Below are 15,943 nucleotides of genomic sequence, written 5' to 3' on the forward strand. Positions count from 1 at the left end.
TCAGAAGCTCGCCGTGAGCGCCATCGAAACATAGCGTGTGTTGCCGGTTTGCGGTGCGTTGGGGGCATTCTTCAGGAATGCCCCTTTCCGCAGCCACGCGGCGTTCGCTTCGGCGCGCAGGCGCTTGGGCAGAAGCCAGTAGCGCGCGCGGCCTTCGATCTGATGACCGGCAAAGGCGCCTGAGCTTCCGGAAATGTCGCGAACGCCGGTGGTGGAGAACGCATCGGTTTTCTCCGCCAGCCACATCGCGCGATAGACCATGAAGCCGTCCAGCCGCGCGTTCGGCGCGATCTCGAAGCGGATGCCGGGCGTGCTGATATTGGCGCGGCCGATCTGCGCATAGATTCCGGCGGGCGCGAGATCGGCACGGCGCATTCCGAACAGCGTATCGAAACGCCCGTAGCCGCCGCCCGGCGCATCGCCGCTCGCATAATCATATTCGGCGGAGAGACGCGCCTTCAGCGGCCCCGGGAAGCTGTAGCCGAAATCGGCATGGAGAAACGAGGCCGATACATCGAGGCTGGGCGCGCTCGCCGCTGCCGATGCGCGAACGCGGCCGATCTGGTGGACGATCTCGATCTCGTGATCGAAGCGTCCCGCGGCAGGTTCCCTCAGGAGGCGGGCGCTGAAACTGTGCAGATGCCGGTTGCGCGTGGCGCGGCGCGCCGTGTCGCGCTCGGCCAGCCCGAAATAGCCGATTTCCGCGAAGGTCTTGCCGAACACGCCCGGCCTGGAAAGCAGACCTCCCCAGAGGCGCAGGGTGCTGCTTTCCCGATCGAGTCCGGGTTCGTTGTCGAGGATCGAGGGAAGGTCGTCGGGCCGGCGCATCTGCGGCAGCGTGTAGATGAGCGTGGCCGTGCTTCCGTCCGCGCCGCGAACATCCGCGCGCAGGCCGGTGTAGCCGTTGGTGGTGTTGCGGTAGTCGTCCGCCGCGACAAGGCGCCGCGAACCCATGTTCAGCGTGAAACGCCCTGCCTGGAGCGAGACGGCGGAGCCCTTTCCGAACGGCTCGCGAATGTCCACGCCGAGGTACGCCTGAACGGGTTCGATGGTGTTGACCTCGCCCGTGCCGATGGCGCTGCCCGAGCGGCTGCCATAGGCCCGGCTGTCGTAAATCTCCGCGCCGAGACGCAGGCCGCTTTTCCGGTATTCGGCGAGCAGCGTCGTGCGGGTGCTGAGCAATTCGTCGTGCGCACCGAAACCGGCGCGTGACTGGCCCGAAAGCGTTTCGTAGCGGGTGCGAACCGAGCCGGAGAACGCAAACCCGTCTTCGGTGGCGTGAGCTTCGCCGACGAGAGCCGACTGGCTAAGCCATGCCACGGATATGAGATATATGTATTTCATAGTATTCATAATCTGATACATATGAATCATGAAACGGGCAATCCGCCATCAGACGTGGCTCGCGCTGCTGCATCAGCTTCCGACCCGGCCGCCCTATCTTCGGGTGCGCATCTGGCGGCGTCTACAGGCCGTCGGCGCGGTGCCGCTGAAGAATGCCGTCCATATTCTGCCGCGCAATGCACAAGCAGAAGCCGCTTTCCGTGAGCTGTTGAACGATATCAAGGCGAGCGGCGGAGAGGCCGTTCTGGCAGAGCTTCAGCTTGTGGATGGGCAAACGGATGCGGACCTGCGCGCAGCGTTCGATGCCGCAAGGGATGCTGATTACGCCGACCTTGTGCGAGATGCAGGGCGTCTCGTTGAAGGTGGTTCTGCTTCAGTTTCGGAAATCGGAAAGCTGCATCGCCGCCTGGCGGATATCGCGGCGCTCGATTTCTTCGGGGCGCATGGCCGCCAGGGTGCGGACGCCGTGCTTCGCGATCTCGACGCCGCCCAGAGCTCGCACGCCGATATCCATCGCCGCGGTCATCCCGCAATCCTCGATCCCGGCGATCTCAAAGGGCGGACCTGGGTGACGCGCGCAGGCGTTCACGTGGACCGCATCGCCAGTGCTTGGCTGATTCGTCGTTTCATCGATCACGAGGCCAAATTCAGGTTTGCGACAGGCGTTGGCTACGAACCCGCGCCGGGAGAATTGCGTTTCGATATGGCCGACGCCGAATTCACGCACGAGGAGGACCGCTGCAGTTTCGAGACGCTGCTTCTCCGTGTCGGGCCGCAGAATGATCCGGCACTGATCGCCATTGCGGAGATGGTTCACGAGCTTGATATCGCAGACGGAAAATTCGAACGGCCCGAAACAGCCGGATTCGGCGCGATGCTCTCTGGCGTTTGTGCATCCTTGGACGATGATGCGGAGCGGATTGAGGCCGCCGGAGCCATGCTCGATCAATTCTATCGCCATTTCACACCGCGGCAGGCGCGCTCATAAGGCATCGGCGTTTGCTGCTACAGGCGCGGGAGTATCGGGACCGGTTCGAACATCAGGGCAACAAATCCGTAGAGGCTGATTGCGATCAGGATTGCGCCGACAAGCATGAGCAGCCGCTTCGGCGCGATCCTTCCGGTGAGCCAGGCCCCGATCGGCGCGGCGACGATGCCGCCGATGAGGAGGCCGGACGCGGCGATCGTGAAGGCTGCAAGGCCGAGCGCGCCGATGAAGGCCGACAGGACGGTGACGGTGATGAAGAATTCCGCAGCGTTGACCGTACCGATCGCCATGCGCGGCGTCATGCCCTGCGCAAGGAGATTGCCCGTCACCACCGGACCCCACCCGCCGCCCGCCGAGGCATCGAGGAATCCGCCGACGGCCCCGAGAGGACCGACGAAACGCATACGGCGAAAGGTCTGCGGCCGGCGCGGCGCACGCCAGATCAGATAGACGCCGATCGCCGCCATGTAGACGAGCATCACGGGGCGGGTGATATGGCCATCGACGGTGGAGAGAAACCATACGCCGGCGAGCCCTCCCAGAATGCCGGGAATGATGAGCCGCGCGAACAGCGGCCAATCGACGTTCCTTTGCAGAACATGGCAGAGGCCGGAGACCCCGCTGGTGAAACTCTCAACCGTGCGCGTGGTCGCCGCTGCCGTTGCGGGTGGGAAGCCGAGCAATGTCAGCATGGCGTTCGACACGAGCCCGAACGCCATGCCGAGTGCGCTGTCCACGAGCTGTGCGACGAAGCCGATGAAGAGAAACGGCGCAAGCTCCGCCCAGGGAATGGCAAGACTCATCTCGTATTCCCGCCTTTCTTGCGAGCGCGCCTTGAGGGTGCGGTGAGCAGGAACAGTACGGGAAAGGCGAGGGCGATTACGGACAGGAAACCGCTGAGCATCGCTTGCGTGCCCGCGAGCCACGGCAGCATGGCCGCCCAGATGGAAACCGCGAGGACGACGACGAGCGTCCGTTCCTGCTCCCATTCATCGAACGCCGTGAAATCGGTGCGGACGCGACCTTCGAACAGGGTGGTGAGGCCGCGGTGCGTGCGGCCCTTTGCATCGACAAGCGCGGAAGGGATAACAGCCTGCGCCAGCGATACGACGCCCGCACCGATCAGCCGTATGCCGACCGCACTGGCAAAGCGCCGATAGCCCTTGCTGCGATCGCTGATGGCGCGCAGACCGCTGCGCCCGCCGAAGGCGAGTTCGGCAAGCGCCGTGCTTTCCGTGACGGGGGGCTCTGGCGAGGGCACGCTCTGCGTGGAGAGAATCCATTCGAGCATGGCCGACGGCACATCCAGCCCGGAAGCCCGTTCGAGGCCCTGGAAACCGGGCGCCGAGTTCGCTTCGCAGATGCGGTAACCGTCCTCATCGAACAGGATGTCGATACCGGCGATGTCGAGTTCGAGAATGTCGGCCGCCTGCACGGCGAGATCCGCCATTTCGGGCGACGGATTGTAGGCGACGCCGACGCCGCCGAGCGAGACGTTGGATTTGAAGTTTCCGGTGAGGGAGCGGCGTTCCATCGCGGCGATCACACGGCCGCCCACGACCAGAACACGGACATCGCGGCCGTGGCTGGCGCGCACGTAATGTTGCAGGATGAAATCGGCTTTCGCCTCCGCGCTTTCGAGAAGTCCGGCCAGATCCTCGAACTGGCTGCGGTCCTCGCATTTCAGAACACCGGCACCGCGCGTGCCTTTCAGTGTCTTCACGATGACCGGAAAGCCGAGTTCCCGCTCGACGAGGCCGATATCCATCGGAAACGTACCGAGAATGGTACGCGGAATCGGCAGCCCCGCACGGATCAGAAGCTGCATCGTGTGCAGCTTGTCGGCAACGCTTTCGATGGCCGCGGGGCCGTTGATGAGGCGGACGCTGCGGCGTTCGAAATGGCGCAGCAGGGCAAGCGTGAAATAATCCGTCTCGGCGCCTGTCCGGCAGATGATGAAGTCGGGGCGCTCTACGGGGCGGCCCTGATACTTCGCGGCCCAGTCGTCATCCGCGCCGACGACAAGCTCGAACTTGTGAGGATGCAGAATCTCGAGGTCCACATCCATCGCTTTCGCGGCTTCCTGAAACCGGAAGATTTCGGGAACCTCCGGCAACGCCGGATCAAGCTCGCGATGGAAGAGAATCCAGCCCCGCATGTCCTCGCTTTCCCGATGACCATGGAGGACCATCGAATGTGTGAAAGACTAAACCTCCGACCCGCGCGAATGTTGCAGGCGGCGAACCGTTTCGCCGGCACTCATCCGTCGATTTCTCTGGAAACCGGGAAAATACGGGGATGGCCGGGTTTCAGCGCAATGATCCGGCCGGGCTCCGGCGCCTCGTCCAGCGCGACATCGATCTCGAAGGGGCGGTCGATCCCGATGAGCTTGCCTTCGACGCGCACGCCGGCACCCTTCGGCCGCACCTGAACGACAAGGGCGGGAATCGCCCCTGCATCGTCTTTCACGATGGCTGCGTCATGGGGACGGAAAAAGAGTTCGGAAGGACCGTCGGCGCCGATCGTGGGCACATCGAGAGGCTGACCGAGGTAAAAGAGTTTTCCGCCGCGGACCTGAACGGGAATCCGGTTCGATTCCCCGACGAAATCGAAAACGAAGGCCGATGCAGGTTCGTTGTAGACGTGCAGCGGCGTTGCCACCTGCTCGATGACGCCATGATCCATCACGACGACGCGATCGGCGAGTTCGAGGGCCTCTTCCTGATCATGCGTCACGAAGATCGATGTCAGCCCCACGCGGTCGTGCAATTCGCGCAGCCAGCGGCGAAGATCCTTGCGCACGCGCGCATCGAGCGCACCGAACGGCTCATCGAGCAGCAGCAGCTTGGGATCGACGGCAAGCGCGCGGGCAAGCGCAACGCGCTGGCGCTGTCCGCCCGAAAGCTGGGCGGGATAGCGCTGCCCGAGCGATCCGAGCTGGACGAGGTCGAGAAGCTCCTGAACGCGCGCCGCGATCATCGCCCGGCTCGGACGCTGGCGGCGCGGGCGCACATTGAGCCCGAACGCGATGTTCTCCGCGACGGTCATATGCCGGAACAGCGCATAGTGCTGGAATACGAAACCGACGTTGCGCTCCGCAACGGTGAGGCCGGTGACGTCTTCGCCGTCGAAGCAGACGCGGCCGTTATCAGGGAATTCGAGGCCCGCCATGATGCGCAGCAGCGTCGTCTTGCCGGAACCCGAGGGGCCGAGCAGCGCGAGAAATTCGCCCGGGCGCGCTTCGAGGCTGATGTCGCCAAGCGCGGTGAAAGCGCCGAAACGCTTGTGGATGTTTTCGAGCCGAATGCTCAATGCCCGGTTCCCCCGTGGTGATAATTGAAGCGCCATTCGAGCAGACTTTTCAGCACGAGCGTTGCAAGCGCGAGCAGGGCGAGCAGCGACGCGACGGCGAAGGCGGCGACGAAGTTGTATTCGTTGTAGAGGATCTCGACGTGCAGCGGCATCGTGTTGGTGAGGCCGCGAATGTGCCCCGAGACTACGGAGACCGCGCCGAATTCACCCATGGCGCGGGCGTTGCAGAGCAGAACGCCATAAAGCAGGCCCCAACGGATGTTGGGAAGCGTAACGTGCCAGAACGTCTGCCAGCCCGAGGCGCCGAGGGAGAGCGCGGCCTCCTCGTCGTCGCGTCCCTGCTCGGTCATCAGTGGGATGAGTTCGCGCGCGACGAACGGGAAGGTCACGAAGATGGTGGCAAGAACGATACCCGGCACCGCGAAGACGATCTGGATATCGTGCTCCTGAAGCCAGGGGCCGATCCAGCCGTGCGCGCCGAACAGCAGCACGAAGATAAGGCCGGAGACGACCGGCGACACGGAGAACGGCAGATCGATGAGCGTGATCAGCAGGCTCTTGCCGGGGAAATCGAACTTGGTGATCGCCCACGCGGCCGCGACGCCGAACACGATGTTCACCGGCACGCTGATTGCGGCAACGAGGAGCGTCAACCGGATGGCGGCGATCGCATCGGGTTCGGCAATACCGTCGAAATAGGCTGCAAAGCCCTTCTCCAGCGCTTCCGCGAACACGGAGACGAGCGGCAGCAGCAGGAAAATGCCAAGGAAGGCGAGTCCAATGCCGATCAGCAGCCGCCGCGCGCGCGGCGATTCCGTGTTCGCGGTCATGGCGCCATCCTGCGGCGGCTCCAGACCTGAAGCGCATTGATGAAGAGGAGGAGCAGGAACGAGGCGATCAGCATCACCGTCGCAATCGCGGTGGCGCCGGCGTAGTCATATTGCTCCAGTTGCGTGATGATGAGCAGCGGCGCGATCTCGGACACGAACGGCATGTTGCCCGCGATGAAGATCACCGAGCCATATTCGCCCACACCGCGCGCGAAGGCGAGCGCGAAGCCCGTGAGCAGCGCGGGCAGGATCGCGGGAAAGATGACACGCTGAAAGGTCTGCCATCGCCCCGCGCCGAGCGATGCCGCCGCTTCCTCCACGTCATGCCCGAGGTCGGCAAGCACGGGTTCCACCGAGCGCACGACGAAAGGCAGGCCGATGAAGATGAGCGCGATGACGACACCGAGAGGCGTGTAGGCGATCTTGATTCCGTAAGGCTCCAGAAGCTGGCCGATCCAGCCGTTTCCGGCATAGAGCGCGGTCAGCGCGATGCCGGCGACGGCCGTCGGCAGGGCGAAGGGCAGGTCGACGAGCGCGTTGACGATACGCTTTCCCGGAAAATCATAGCGGACGAGTATCCACGCCACGAGCAGGCCGAACACGGCGTTGACGAGCGCGGCTGCCAGCGAGGCGCCGAAGCTCAGGCGATAGGCCGCGAGCGCGCGTGGGGAGAGGCCGACCGCAATGAAGGCATCGAGGCCAAGGCCCGCGCTGCGGATGAACACCGCGCTCAGCGGGATGAGCACGATCAGGCTCAGCCACGTGATCGTGAACCCGAAGGTCAGCCCGAAGCCCGGGATCACCTTGGCAGCGCGCACACGCGGCCCGCTCGGCAGGGAAACGGCTGACGACATCGGGTCAGCGCTTGATCTTCGCGAATATCTGGTCGAACACGCCGCCGTCGCTGAAATACTTTCCTTGTGCGGATGACCAGCCGCCGAAGGCGTCATCAATGGTGACGAGGTTCAGCTTGGGGAAGGCATCCGCATATTTTGCGGCGGCCTGCGCATCGCGCGGCCGGTAGAAGTTCTTGCCGATCAGATCCTGCGCCTCCGGCGTGTAGAGGAACTGCAGATAGGCTTCGGCCACTTCTGCCGTGCCGTGTTTCTTCCCGTTGCCGTCGAGCAGCGCCACCGAAGGTTCGGCGAGAATGGAGATCGACGGGATGACGATGTCGAACTTGCCCGCGCCAAGCTCCTTCTGGGCGAGATGCGCTTCGTTCTCCCACGACAGAAGCACGTCGCCGATCCCGCGTTCGACGAATGTCGTGGTCGAGCCGCGGGCGCCGGAATCGAGCACCGGCACGTGCCGGTAGAGGTTCGTCACATAGTCTTGCGCAGCGGCGTCCGATCCGCCCGCCTTGCGACCGTAGGCCCAGGCGGCGAGGAAATTCCAGCGCGCGCCGCCGCTGGTTTTCGGATTGGGCGTGATGACGGAGATGCCCGGTTTCACGAGATCATCCCAGTCCTTGATCCCCTTGGGATTCCCGGCACGAACGAGGAACACAATCGTCGACGTATAAGGCGCGCTGTTGTTCGGGAGCCGCTGTTGCCAGGACTTTGAGAGGACGTCGCTGCGGGCTGCGATCTCGTCGACGTCATAGGCGAGTGCCAGCGTCACGACATCGGCCGAGAGACCGTCGATCACGGCGCGGGCCTGCTTGCCGGAGCCGCCGTGGCTCATGTTGATCGTAAGGTCCTTGCCGGTATCCGCCTTCCACTGGCGTATGAACGCGGCGTTGATATCCCGATAAAGCTCGCGCGTGGGATCGTAGGAGACGTTCAGGATTTCCGTGCCGCCCGCAGGTTTCCTGGCACCACTGTCGCAGGCGCCGAGCAGGAGCGCGCCAGCAGCAACCAGGAAAAAGGTTCTGCTTTTCATGATATGTCCCTCTTTTGCCATTCAGTCGGGTGTGGATATGTCTGCTCTGGAGTTCCCCTAATCGCGGCAATCATATAGTCAACAAATAAAGTAGACAATATGATTCGTGTCGCCCCGATCCGGGGTCTCGATCCGGTGAAATCGGGCAGTCGCTTGAAAAGACATCATCAGGCCATTGGAAGTCATCATACATCGCGCGCCTGAAGCGCACTTATAGATCCGGCTTCGTGCAGGTGGCCGGAGAGATGACATGGACCTTGAGCTTGCGGGCAAACGCGCCCTCGTGACCGGCGGCAGCCGCGGCATCGGCAAGGCGATTGCCCGCGCGCTTGCGGAAGAGGGGGTGCGCGTGGTCATTTCCTCGCGCGACGGTGCCGCCGGGGCTGCAACCGCGGCGGATCTGGCGCGGGATACCGGGGGCGAGGTTCATGCGCTCGTCGCCGATACGCGCGACGACGCTGAGGTCGATGCGCTGGTCGCGGGTGCGGTGGCGCTGCTCGGCGGCCTCGACATCGTCGTGAACAATGCCGCGCGGCCCGGCAGCGCGGCGCCAACGACGCCCGGCATTGCCGGGGTCGTATCCGAATATCTGCTCGATGAACTCAACACCAAGCTCGTCGGCTATCTGCGGGTTGCCCGCGCGGCGGCACCGCATCTCGTTGCGAACGGCTGGGGGCGGATCATCAACATCAGCGGGCTTGCCGCGCGCCAATCGGGCACGATTGCAGGCTCCGCGCGCAACGTCGCGGTTTCCGCGTTCACCAAGAACCTTGCCGATGAACTCGGGCCCAAGGGTGTGAACGTCACCGTCGTTCATCCCGGCGCCACGCGCACCGAACGCACTGTAGAGACCGTGTCGCGCAAGGCCGCTGCCGAGGGCATCACGCCGGCGGATGCGGAAAAGGCGCTCTATGGCCATTCGCTGATCGGGCGGATCGTGGAAGCCGAAGAGGTTGCCGCCGTCGTCACCTTCCTCGCCTCGCCGCGCAGCGTCGCGATCAACGGCGATGCCATTGCGGCCGGGGGCGGCAGCCCGCGCGCCATCCACTACTGAAACTCTCACGGAAAGACACATGACCGAACTCACACGCCTGCTTGCCGCACACGCCGCGAACTTCGCTGCGGACGGAGTCCCCGCGCCGGTTGCGGACGCCCTCGCGCTCAACCTTGCCGACGGCCTTGCCGCGATCATCGGCGGCAGCGACGCGCCGGGCGTTGGCGCGGTCGCGAACCTGCTCGCCGCCCAGTCCGCTTCCGGCGAGGCGCGGCGGATCGCGGCGGCGGGACGCTATCCCGCGATCGTCGCCGCACAGATCAACGCGACGGCGGGCCATGCGCTCGATTTCGACGATACGCTCGATGAGGGCGGCGGAATGCACGCCGGGGCACTCGTGCACAGCGCGGCGCTTGCGGTCGCGGACGAACTCGGCGGCGTTTCGGGCGCGGCATACACGTCCGCGGTGTCGGTGGGCCTCGATATCGCGGTGCGCCTCGCCTTGTCGGCGACGCAGGATTTCGGCTGGCACCGCACGTCCGCGTTCGGCGTGTTCGGTGTCGTGGGCGCGGTCGGACGTTTGCTGAAGCTGACTGAAGGCGAATTCGTCAACGCGTTCGGCATCGCCTATTCGCAGGCGAGCGGCAATCGCCAGTGTATCGCCGACGGCGCACTTTCCAAGCGGCTGCAGGCGGGTTTCGCCGCGCGCGACGGCATCATCGCCGTGCAACTCGCGCGGGCGGGGCTCACCGGCGCGTCACGCGCATTCGAAGGCGCGGACGGCTTCTTCAATCTCTATCAGCGCGGCGCCTTCGATCCCGAGGTCATCCTCGGCGGTCTTGGCGAGACGCTGCGCTCCGATCGCATTTCGCTGAAGCCTTACCCTTGCGGCCGCAATCTCCACGCGCTGCTGGATGCGGTTTTCGCAGCGCGTGCGCGGCACGAGGGACGCGTTATCGATCGGATTGAGGTCTTCGTGCCCGAACGCGCAGCGCGCCTTGCCCGCACCGGCTGGCCGGCGCATGTCGTGGAGGCGCAGTTCAGCGTTCCCTTCGTCGTGGCGCTTGCCACGGCCGAAGGCCATACCGAGCTGCCCGCCTTCGATGCGCCGGATACGGTATCGGACACGGTACGGGCACTGGCCGGCAAGGTGAGCATCCATGCCCGCGAAGGTACGGAGAGCGACCGGATCGCGTTTCACTATGAAGACGGCACGCCACATATTGAACAGATCGCTGCTACTGCGCTTGGCCACCCCAGCCGGCCTTTGGCGCCCGAAGCGGTGCGTACGAAGCTCCGGTCGGCAAACCGCTTCTCCGGGGTTCCGATCGATGAGGGCACGCTCGACCGGATTTTCGATCTCGCGCTGGGGCTTCCGTCACTGTCGTCCACACGTCAAATCACGGATGCGCTGAACGACCAAACAGCTTAGCTCAGAGCAAAGCCCAATGTGCGCAGGGCCTGCTTGAGCCGGTCGCGTCCGTTCAGCGACGCGGCCGATCGGCCGCGCGCCAGCAGCAGTGTACGCCAGCCGACCGGCGATTGTCCTTGCTCGTTCTGGAACGCGCGGGCGGTCTCGTCATAGCGCGCGATCGGCTCGATCTGCGATTCGAGCGCGTAGGCTTCGCGATGCAGAACGACCGATTGCGGAAGGCGTGGCTTTACCGCTGCTGGAAGCGCCGGGTCTGACCGGCCAACGACGAGGCCGAACACCACGAATGCGCGCGGCGGCAGCCCGGCAATGGCGGCCACCTCTTCGGGATGGTTGCGCAGGGCGCCGATATAGACCGTGCCGAGGCCGAGGGATTCGGCCGCAAGCACCGCGTTCTGCGCCGCCAGCGCGGCATCAACGACGGCGACGGTGTAGCTTTCAAGGAAATCGAAGCCCTCGGACGGCTCGCCCGCATCGTCCGCGAGCCGCTGCGCACGGGCGAGGTCCGCGACCCACAACAGGATCAGCGGCGCCTCTTCGATATGCTTCTGGCCGCCGGCGAGCGCCGCGAGGTGCTGCCGCTTTCCGGCATCTGCAATCGCAACGACGCTCCACACCTGCAGGTTGGAGGAACTCGAGGCCGATTGCGCGGCTGCGACAAGCGTTTCTACCGTGTGTTCGGGCAGTACGTCGGGGAGGTAGGCGCGAACCGATCGGTGCGCGAGGATTTGCGCGATCGTGTCGTTCCACAGAACGTCCGGTGCATCCGTGCGGTAGCGAAGCGCGAGCGCATCGGCTTCCGCGCGTGGTTCCAGGGCCCGCTGTGCCATGATTTTCAATTCCTTCCCGACCGCGAAGCAACAGGCGCTAAAGTTGGTGTTCGAGGCCCATCGTGGCAAGCAATTCCCGCCGCAGGGTGACGAAGCGCGGGTCATCCCGGTGGCGCGGATAGGGGAGATCGATATCCACGGTCCCGATCACGCGCGCTGGGCGGTGGCTGAACACGATGACCTGCTGCGAAAGGAGCAACGCCTCTTCCACATCGTGCGTCACCAATATGCTCGTGAACGCCGCATCCTGCCAAAGCCGCAGCAGTTCGGCCTGCATGGTCATGCGCGTCAGCGAATCGAGGCGCCCCAGCGGCTCGTCGAGCAGCAGCAGCGACGGGTTGTTGACGAGTACGCGCGCGAGCGCTGCACGCTGCGCCATGCCGCCCGAAAGCTGGTTCGGGAACACGTCCGCGAAGGCGGAAAGGCCGACCAGATCGAGCGCCTCGTCCACCCGGTGCGCCTGCTCGCGTATGAGCCCGCGCGCTTCCAGCCCGAGCGCGACGTTCTGGCGAACGGTGCGCCACGGATAGAGCGTCGGATCCTGAAAGACGAGCAGGCGCGAAGGATCAGGCCCCACGATGCGCACGCCGTTCGCGCCGATCTTGCCTTCGCGCGGTTCGTCCAGCCCGGCGATCAGCCGGAGCAGCGTGGATTTTCCGCAGCCGCTCGGCCCCAGCAGCGAAATGAACGCGCCCGGCTGCACGGTGAACGAAACCTCGTCGAGAACATCGAGCTGCTCGCCGTTGGTATCGAAGGCGTGGCTGACGTTCCGGACCTGGACCTTGAGTCCGTGGGGTGCGGTGTCTGTTGAGGAGGGCGCGAGCGCTACCACCGGACGATTCCCTTCTGCCACACCAGCATCCTGTCACGCACGTAGAAGAGCAGGCTGATCAGGCTGGAGAACAGCAGCGCCATGATGATGAGCGCGCCGTAGAGATTGGCATAGGCCGCCCAGCCCTGCGCCCATTGCAGATACCAGCCGAGACCGGCCTTCACGCCCATCATCTCGGCCACGATCAGCACCGCGAAGGATGAGCCGAGACCCATGAAGAGCCCGACGAACACGTTGGGCAGCGCCGCTGGAATCGCGACCTTTGTGATGAGGAAGCGCGTGTCGGCGCCCAGCGTCCGCGCGATGTCGTAATAGGCGCTGGTCACCGTGGAAATGCCCGAAGAGGTCAGCACCGCAACGGGGAAGGCCGTGGAAAGCGCGATCAGGAAGGTTGCCGCGCTGAACGTGGACGGGAAGAAGAAGAACGCGATCGGAAGCCACGCGGTTGCCGGCAGCGGCCCCACGAAACGCAGGATCGGGTACCCCCAATAATGCACGGCCTTCGACCAGCCGATCGAGACGCCCGCCGTGAAACCGACGAGGCCGCCGAGCAGATACCCCGGCAGCAGCAGGAGCATCGAATGGGCGATGCTTTCCAGAAGCCGGGAGACGTCATCCGTGTAGACTTCGAGGATCGATTGCGGCGGCGGGAAGAACGGCAGCGGAAGAATCCCCGTTTTCGCCGTAAGTATCTCCCATACCGTGATGAGAACCGCGAGCGCGCCGAACCACAGCCCGTATTCGGAGATCACCTTGAAAACCGGCCGTCTCGCGAGGAACAGCGCGGAGCCGATAAGGCCGATGCCGACAGAAGCCTGAAGGATGGCGAACAGGGTGGTACGCGACCAGCCCGTCTGATCCGGCCATGCCGCCGACACGGTCGCGGCGCCGAGCCAGAGCAGGCCCGCGACCGGCACGGATACATGCTCGCGAAGATGAGAGACGAGGCCGCCCGCCGGAACGCCGTCTTCCACTGGAAGCGTGAAGTCGGTCGGGGTCGCAGTGTCCGTCTGCACCTGAACGGGTTTATTCATGGCGTGTTTCCACCCTGTCTCATGCAAAGAGGTCATCGACGACCCGGTCGGCGAACGCGCGCCCTTCGGTGTTCGCCTTCATCACGCCGACATCGCGCAGTTCATTGGCGTAGAGCGCGATGTCCCCGTGCAGATCCTTGCCCACCGGATGGCGATCATGCGTCTGCGATTTCAGAACCCAGACGATGTCCTCGACGCTGGCCTTGGCATAGGGCGCGAAGATGCGGGCGACTTTCTCCGGGTTCTCGTCGCAAAGCTGCGCCGCGCTCACCAGCGACATGGCGAGCATCTTCGCTGCCGTCCTGTCCGAACGGACGAAATCGCCGGACGCGCCGAGAACGCAGCAGACCCGGTTGTGCCAGGGCTGCGTGAGGTTCGTCATCACCTCGACGAGGTCGCCGTCCGACTGCTTCTGCATCAGGTACAGGATGGGATCGGAATCCGCGATCGCCTGCACTTCGCCCTTGCGGATCGCTTCGCCGAGCAGCGGCTGCGGATAGGCGCGCCACTCCACTTCGGTGTTGGGATCGATGCCGTGGGCTTTCAGCAGCACGGCGAAGGTGTTGCGGCCGGACCCTGAAATCTCGCTGAGACCGACCGTCTTGCCGCGCAGGCTGCGCGGATCGTTCGTGATCCCGGCGCGCCGCGACCCGGCCATGCGGATGCAGCCGCCGTGCGTGCCGCCGATCAGCTTTACGTCGAAGCCCTGTTCTAGCGGCTTGATCCAGCGCATGATCATGCCGACCCCGGCCTCGGCCTTGCCCGTCGATATGGCTTCCAGCAGCTGGTCGGTCGAACCCGCGAAGTTCAGGAGTTCGACGTCGAGGCCGTTGCGTTCGTAGATGCCGAGTTCCTTCGCCACCAGTGCGGGCGAAAGGCAGATCGCATTGGCGTTCCACGCGAGGCGGACCTTGCGGAGACCGGACGCCGTGTGTGTTTCGACGGGCTGCCGGCTCCACAGGCCATAGCCGAGCGCACCCGCCGCCAGCAGGCCGCCGCCGCCGATAAGCTCCCGGCGGCTGAGCCAGGGCTTGGCCGGTTTGGGGGCGGGTTCGACGATGTCGTCGTCGGGGTCGATGCTCATGGGACGGCTACGCCGATGGGCTCGACCGGCTTGTTGGCCGCGGCCGAAAATGCCGCGCGGCCGGAGCCGCCGAGCGCGACGTCCGCCTGCGGCGTGTGGATACGGCCGCACAGCACATCGCGATGATAGCGTTCGAGCGGGTTGCTGCGCGACAGGCCGGGGTTGCCGGAGAGTGCGACGAGCCGCTCCACCACGGAGATCGCATTTTCGGTCACGAGATACTTGAGCAGCGGCAGTTCGGTCGCGCCGAGCTCGCCGCGCGCGGCGGCCTGCAACAGCACGCGGTTCGAGAGCAGCAGCGCGTCGACGCTGCCGATCCCTTCCTGAAAGCGGTAGAGACTCGATACGGGCGCGCCGAGATTGGACGGCACGCGGTTGTTCGCCCAGCCCACGAACCAGTCGCGTGCGGACTGCGCGACGGCATCATAGATCGCGGGGACGAGCGTGCTCCCCCACGCGGCGAATTCCGGGGAGAAGCTGCGCACATGCGCGAGCGGGCGCAGATCGAGCGCATGATCGAGCGGCGTGGGCACATCCTCGAAGATCACGTCGTGACTCACTGTCGCGCGCATTCCGAGGTGGTCCCAGGTCGGCTCTATGCGGATTCCCGGCGCCGAACGGTGAACGAGGAACGACCCGACCTTGGGATCGTCATCATCGTTCCGCGCCCAGACGAGCATCCATGTGAGCGCTGTCGATCCGGTCGAGAAGATCTTGCGTCCGCTGATGCGCCACTGGTCGCCATCGCGGCGCGCGATGGTTGCGGGAAGGCCGCCGCGCGCGGGGGTGCCGAGATCGGGCTCGACGCGCAGCGAGTTGACCAGCGCGCCGTTATCGAGAACGTCGGCGACGATCCGGCGGCGAAGATGTTCAGGCCATTCCGCCCGTTCGCCGAAGCCGCGCAGGGTCAGCCATGTCATGGTGAGAACAAGCGCGGAAGACGGGTCGTCGCGCGCGATCGACTGGACCACGGTGAGCGCGGTGGGAAGGTCGGCTTCCTTCCCGCCAAGGTCGCGCGGCGCCGCTAGGCCGAGAATGCCGGCCTCGTGGAGTTTTCTTGCGTTGCTCTCCGGAAAGTCGCCGCTGCGATCGTGCGCAGCCGCAACGTCGGCGAAGTCCGGCGCTATGCGATGAAGCGCGGAAAGAACATCGGAATGCAGGTGGGTCATCGCGTCTTGAAAGCCAATGTCAGAGGAATCAGACATCCCATATCGGTGCAACGCAATTCGCGATCAAAGAAGTTTTCGAAATATGGGCTTAACAATGAATCATAGTTCGATTGCACGGGGTCCATGATCAATGAAGCAATGCAAATAGTCAGATGAGATTCCCATATACATCCCACCCTTTTGACTATTTGCCATAATCATAGTTGGTTAGCG

15 protein-coding genes are annotated in these 15,943 nt (G+C 64.5%); 3 read left to right on the forward strand and 12 right to left on the reverse strand.

The window, feature by feature from the left end; translation table 11 throughout:
- Positions 1 to 1,344 carry an alginate export family protein gene (locus ACFQ00_RS10180; protein WP_381489874.1) on the reverse strand — a complete coding sequence of 448 codons (1,344 nt, stop codon included), beginning with the start codon at positions 1,342 to 1,344 and terminating at the stop codon, positions 1 to 3.
- A 28-nt stretch (positions 1,345 to 1,372) separates the two neighbouring features.
- Between ACFQ00_RS10180 and ACFQ00_RS10185 the strand changes: the two genes are divergently transcribed.
- Complete coding sequence (locus ACFQ00_RS10185) at positions 1,373 to 2,332, forward strand: chromate resistance protein ChrB domain-containing protein (RefSeq protein ID WP_381489877.1); 960 nt, start codon at positions 1,373 to 1,375, stop codon at positions 2,330 to 2,332.
- A gap of 17 nt (positions 2,333 to 2,349) precedes the next feature.
- On the opposite strand, the gene ACFQ00_RS10190 is transcribed toward ACFQ00_RS10185, so the two are convergent.
- The 6 genes from ACFQ00_RS10190 to ACFQ00_RS10215 all read right to left on the reverse strand — a co-directional run bounded on the left by ACFQ00_RS10190 (position 2,350) and on the right by ACFQ00_RS10215 (position 8,355).
- The gene (locus ACFQ00_RS10190) at positions 2,350 to 3,135 is read right to left on the reverse strand and encodes a sulfite exporter TauE/SafE family protein (protein ID WP_381489880.1); all 786 of its coding nucleotides are present in this window, start codon (positions 3,133 to 3,135) and stop codon (positions 2,350 to 2,352) included.
- Positions 3,132 to 4,490, reverse strand: a complete 1,359-nt coding sequence (locus ACFQ00_RS10195) for an ATP-grasp domain-containing protein (protein WP_381489883.1) — start codon at positions 4,488 to 4,490, stop codon at positions 3,132 to 3,134. Before ACFQ00_RS10195 ends, ACFQ00_RS10190 begins: the two co-directional genes overlap by 4 nt.
- Positions 4,491 to 4,591: 101 nt before the next feature.
- Positions 4,592 to 5,644 carry a sulfate/molybdate ABC transporter ATP-binding protein gene (locus tag ACFQ00_RS10200; RefSeq protein ID WP_381489885.1) on the reverse strand — a complete coding sequence of 351 codons (1,053 nt, stop codon included), beginning with the start codon at positions 5,642 to 5,644 and terminating at the stop codon, positions 4,592 to 4,594.
- Complete coding sequence (gene cysW / locus ACFQ00_RS10205; protein ID WP_381489888.1) at positions 5,641 to 6,474, reverse strand: sulfate ABC transporter permease subunit CysW; 834 nt, start codon at positions 6,472 to 6,474, stop codon at positions 5,641 to 5,643. The genes ACFQ00_RS10200 and cysW overlap by 4 nt, the downstream gene beginning before the upstream one ends.
- The gene (cysT, locus tag ACFQ00_RS10210; protein ID WP_381489891.1) at positions 6,471 to 7,328 is read right to left on the reverse strand and encodes a sulfate ABC transporter permease subunit CysT; all 858 of its coding nucleotides are present in this window, start codon (positions 7,326 to 7,328) and stop codon (positions 6,471 to 6,473) included. Before cysT ends, cysW begins: the two co-directional genes overlap by 4 nt.
- A gap of 4 nt (positions 7,329 to 7,332) precedes the next feature.
- Complete coding sequence (locus tag ACFQ00_RS10215) at positions 7,333 to 8,355, reverse strand: sulfate ABC transporter substrate-binding protein (RefSeq protein ID WP_381489893.1); 1,023 nt, start codon at positions 8,353 to 8,355, stop codon at positions 7,333 to 7,335.
- Positions 8,356 to 8,605: 250 nt separating this feature from the next.
- Between ACFQ00_RS10215 and ACFQ00_RS10220 the strand changes: the two genes are divergently transcribed.
- Both ACFQ00_RS10220 and ACFQ00_RS10225 read left to right on the forward strand, forming a co-directional pair.
- Positions 8,606 to 9,409: an SDR family NAD(P)-dependent oxidoreductase gene (locus tag ACFQ00_RS10220; protein ID WP_381489896.1), complete on the forward strand. Its 804-nt coding sequence runs from the start codon at positions 8,606 to 8,608 to the stop codon at positions 9,407 to 9,409.
- Between the two features lie 19 nt (positions 9,410 to 9,428).
- Positions 9,429 to 10,781: an MmgE/PrpD family protein gene (locus ACFQ00_RS10225; RefSeq protein WP_381489899.1), complete on the forward strand. Its 1,353-nt coding sequence runs from the start codon at positions 9,429 to 9,431 to the stop codon at positions 10,779 to 10,781.
- Here the strand turns inward: ACFQ00_RS10225 and ACFQ00_RS10230 are convergent.
- The 5 genes from ACFQ00_RS10230 to ACFQ00_RS10250 are packed head-to-tail and all read right to left on the reverse strand — an operon-like array spanning position 10,778 to position 15,730.
- Positions 10,778 to 11,611: a nitroreductase family protein gene (locus ACFQ00_RS10230; protein ID WP_381489902.1), complete on the reverse strand. Its 834-nt coding sequence runs from the start codon at positions 11,609 to 11,611 to the stop codon at positions 10,778 to 10,780. The two genes, ACFQ00_RS10225 and ACFQ00_RS10230, sit on opposite strands and share 4 nt — an antisense overlap.
- 37 nt (positions 11,612 to 11,648) lie before the next feature.
- Positions 11,649 to 12,443 (reverse strand): ABC transporter ATP-binding protein, encoded by a 795-nt coding sequence (locus ACFQ00_RS10235; RefSeq protein WP_381489905.1) that lies wholly within the window; start codon positions 12,441 to 12,443, stop codon positions 11,649 to 11,651.
- A complete protein-coding gene (locus ACFQ00_RS10240; protein WP_381489909.1) occupies positions 12,437 to 13,477 on the reverse strand; it encodes an ABC transporter permease in 1,041 nt (346 codons plus the stop codon). The genes ACFQ00_RS10235 and ACFQ00_RS10240 overlap by 7 nt, the downstream gene beginning before the upstream one ends.
- A 19-nt stretch (positions 13,478 to 13,496) precedes the next feature.
- Positions 13,497 to 14,561 carry an ABC transporter substrate-binding protein gene (locus ACFQ00_RS10245; RefSeq protein WP_381489913.1) on the reverse strand — a complete coding sequence of 355 codons (1,065 nt, stop codon included), beginning with the start codon at positions 14,559 to 14,561 and terminating at the stop codon, positions 13,497 to 13,499.
- Positions 14,558 to 15,730 (reverse strand): acyl-CoA dehydrogenase family protein, encoded by a 1,173-nt coding sequence (locus ACFQ00_RS10250; protein WP_381489916.1) that lies wholly within the window; start codon positions 15,728 to 15,730, stop codon positions 14,558 to 14,560. Before ACFQ00_RS10250 ends, ACFQ00_RS10245 begins: the two co-directional genes overlap by 4 nt.
- Positions 15,731 to 15,943 lie beyond the last annotated feature (213 nt).

The organism is Sphingosinicella xenopeptidilytica (assembly GCF_042676985.1).
Classification (GTDB): Bacteria; Pseudomonadota; Alphaproteobacteria; order Sphingomonadales; family Sphingomonadaceae; genus Sphingosinicella; species Sphingosinicella xenopeptidilytica.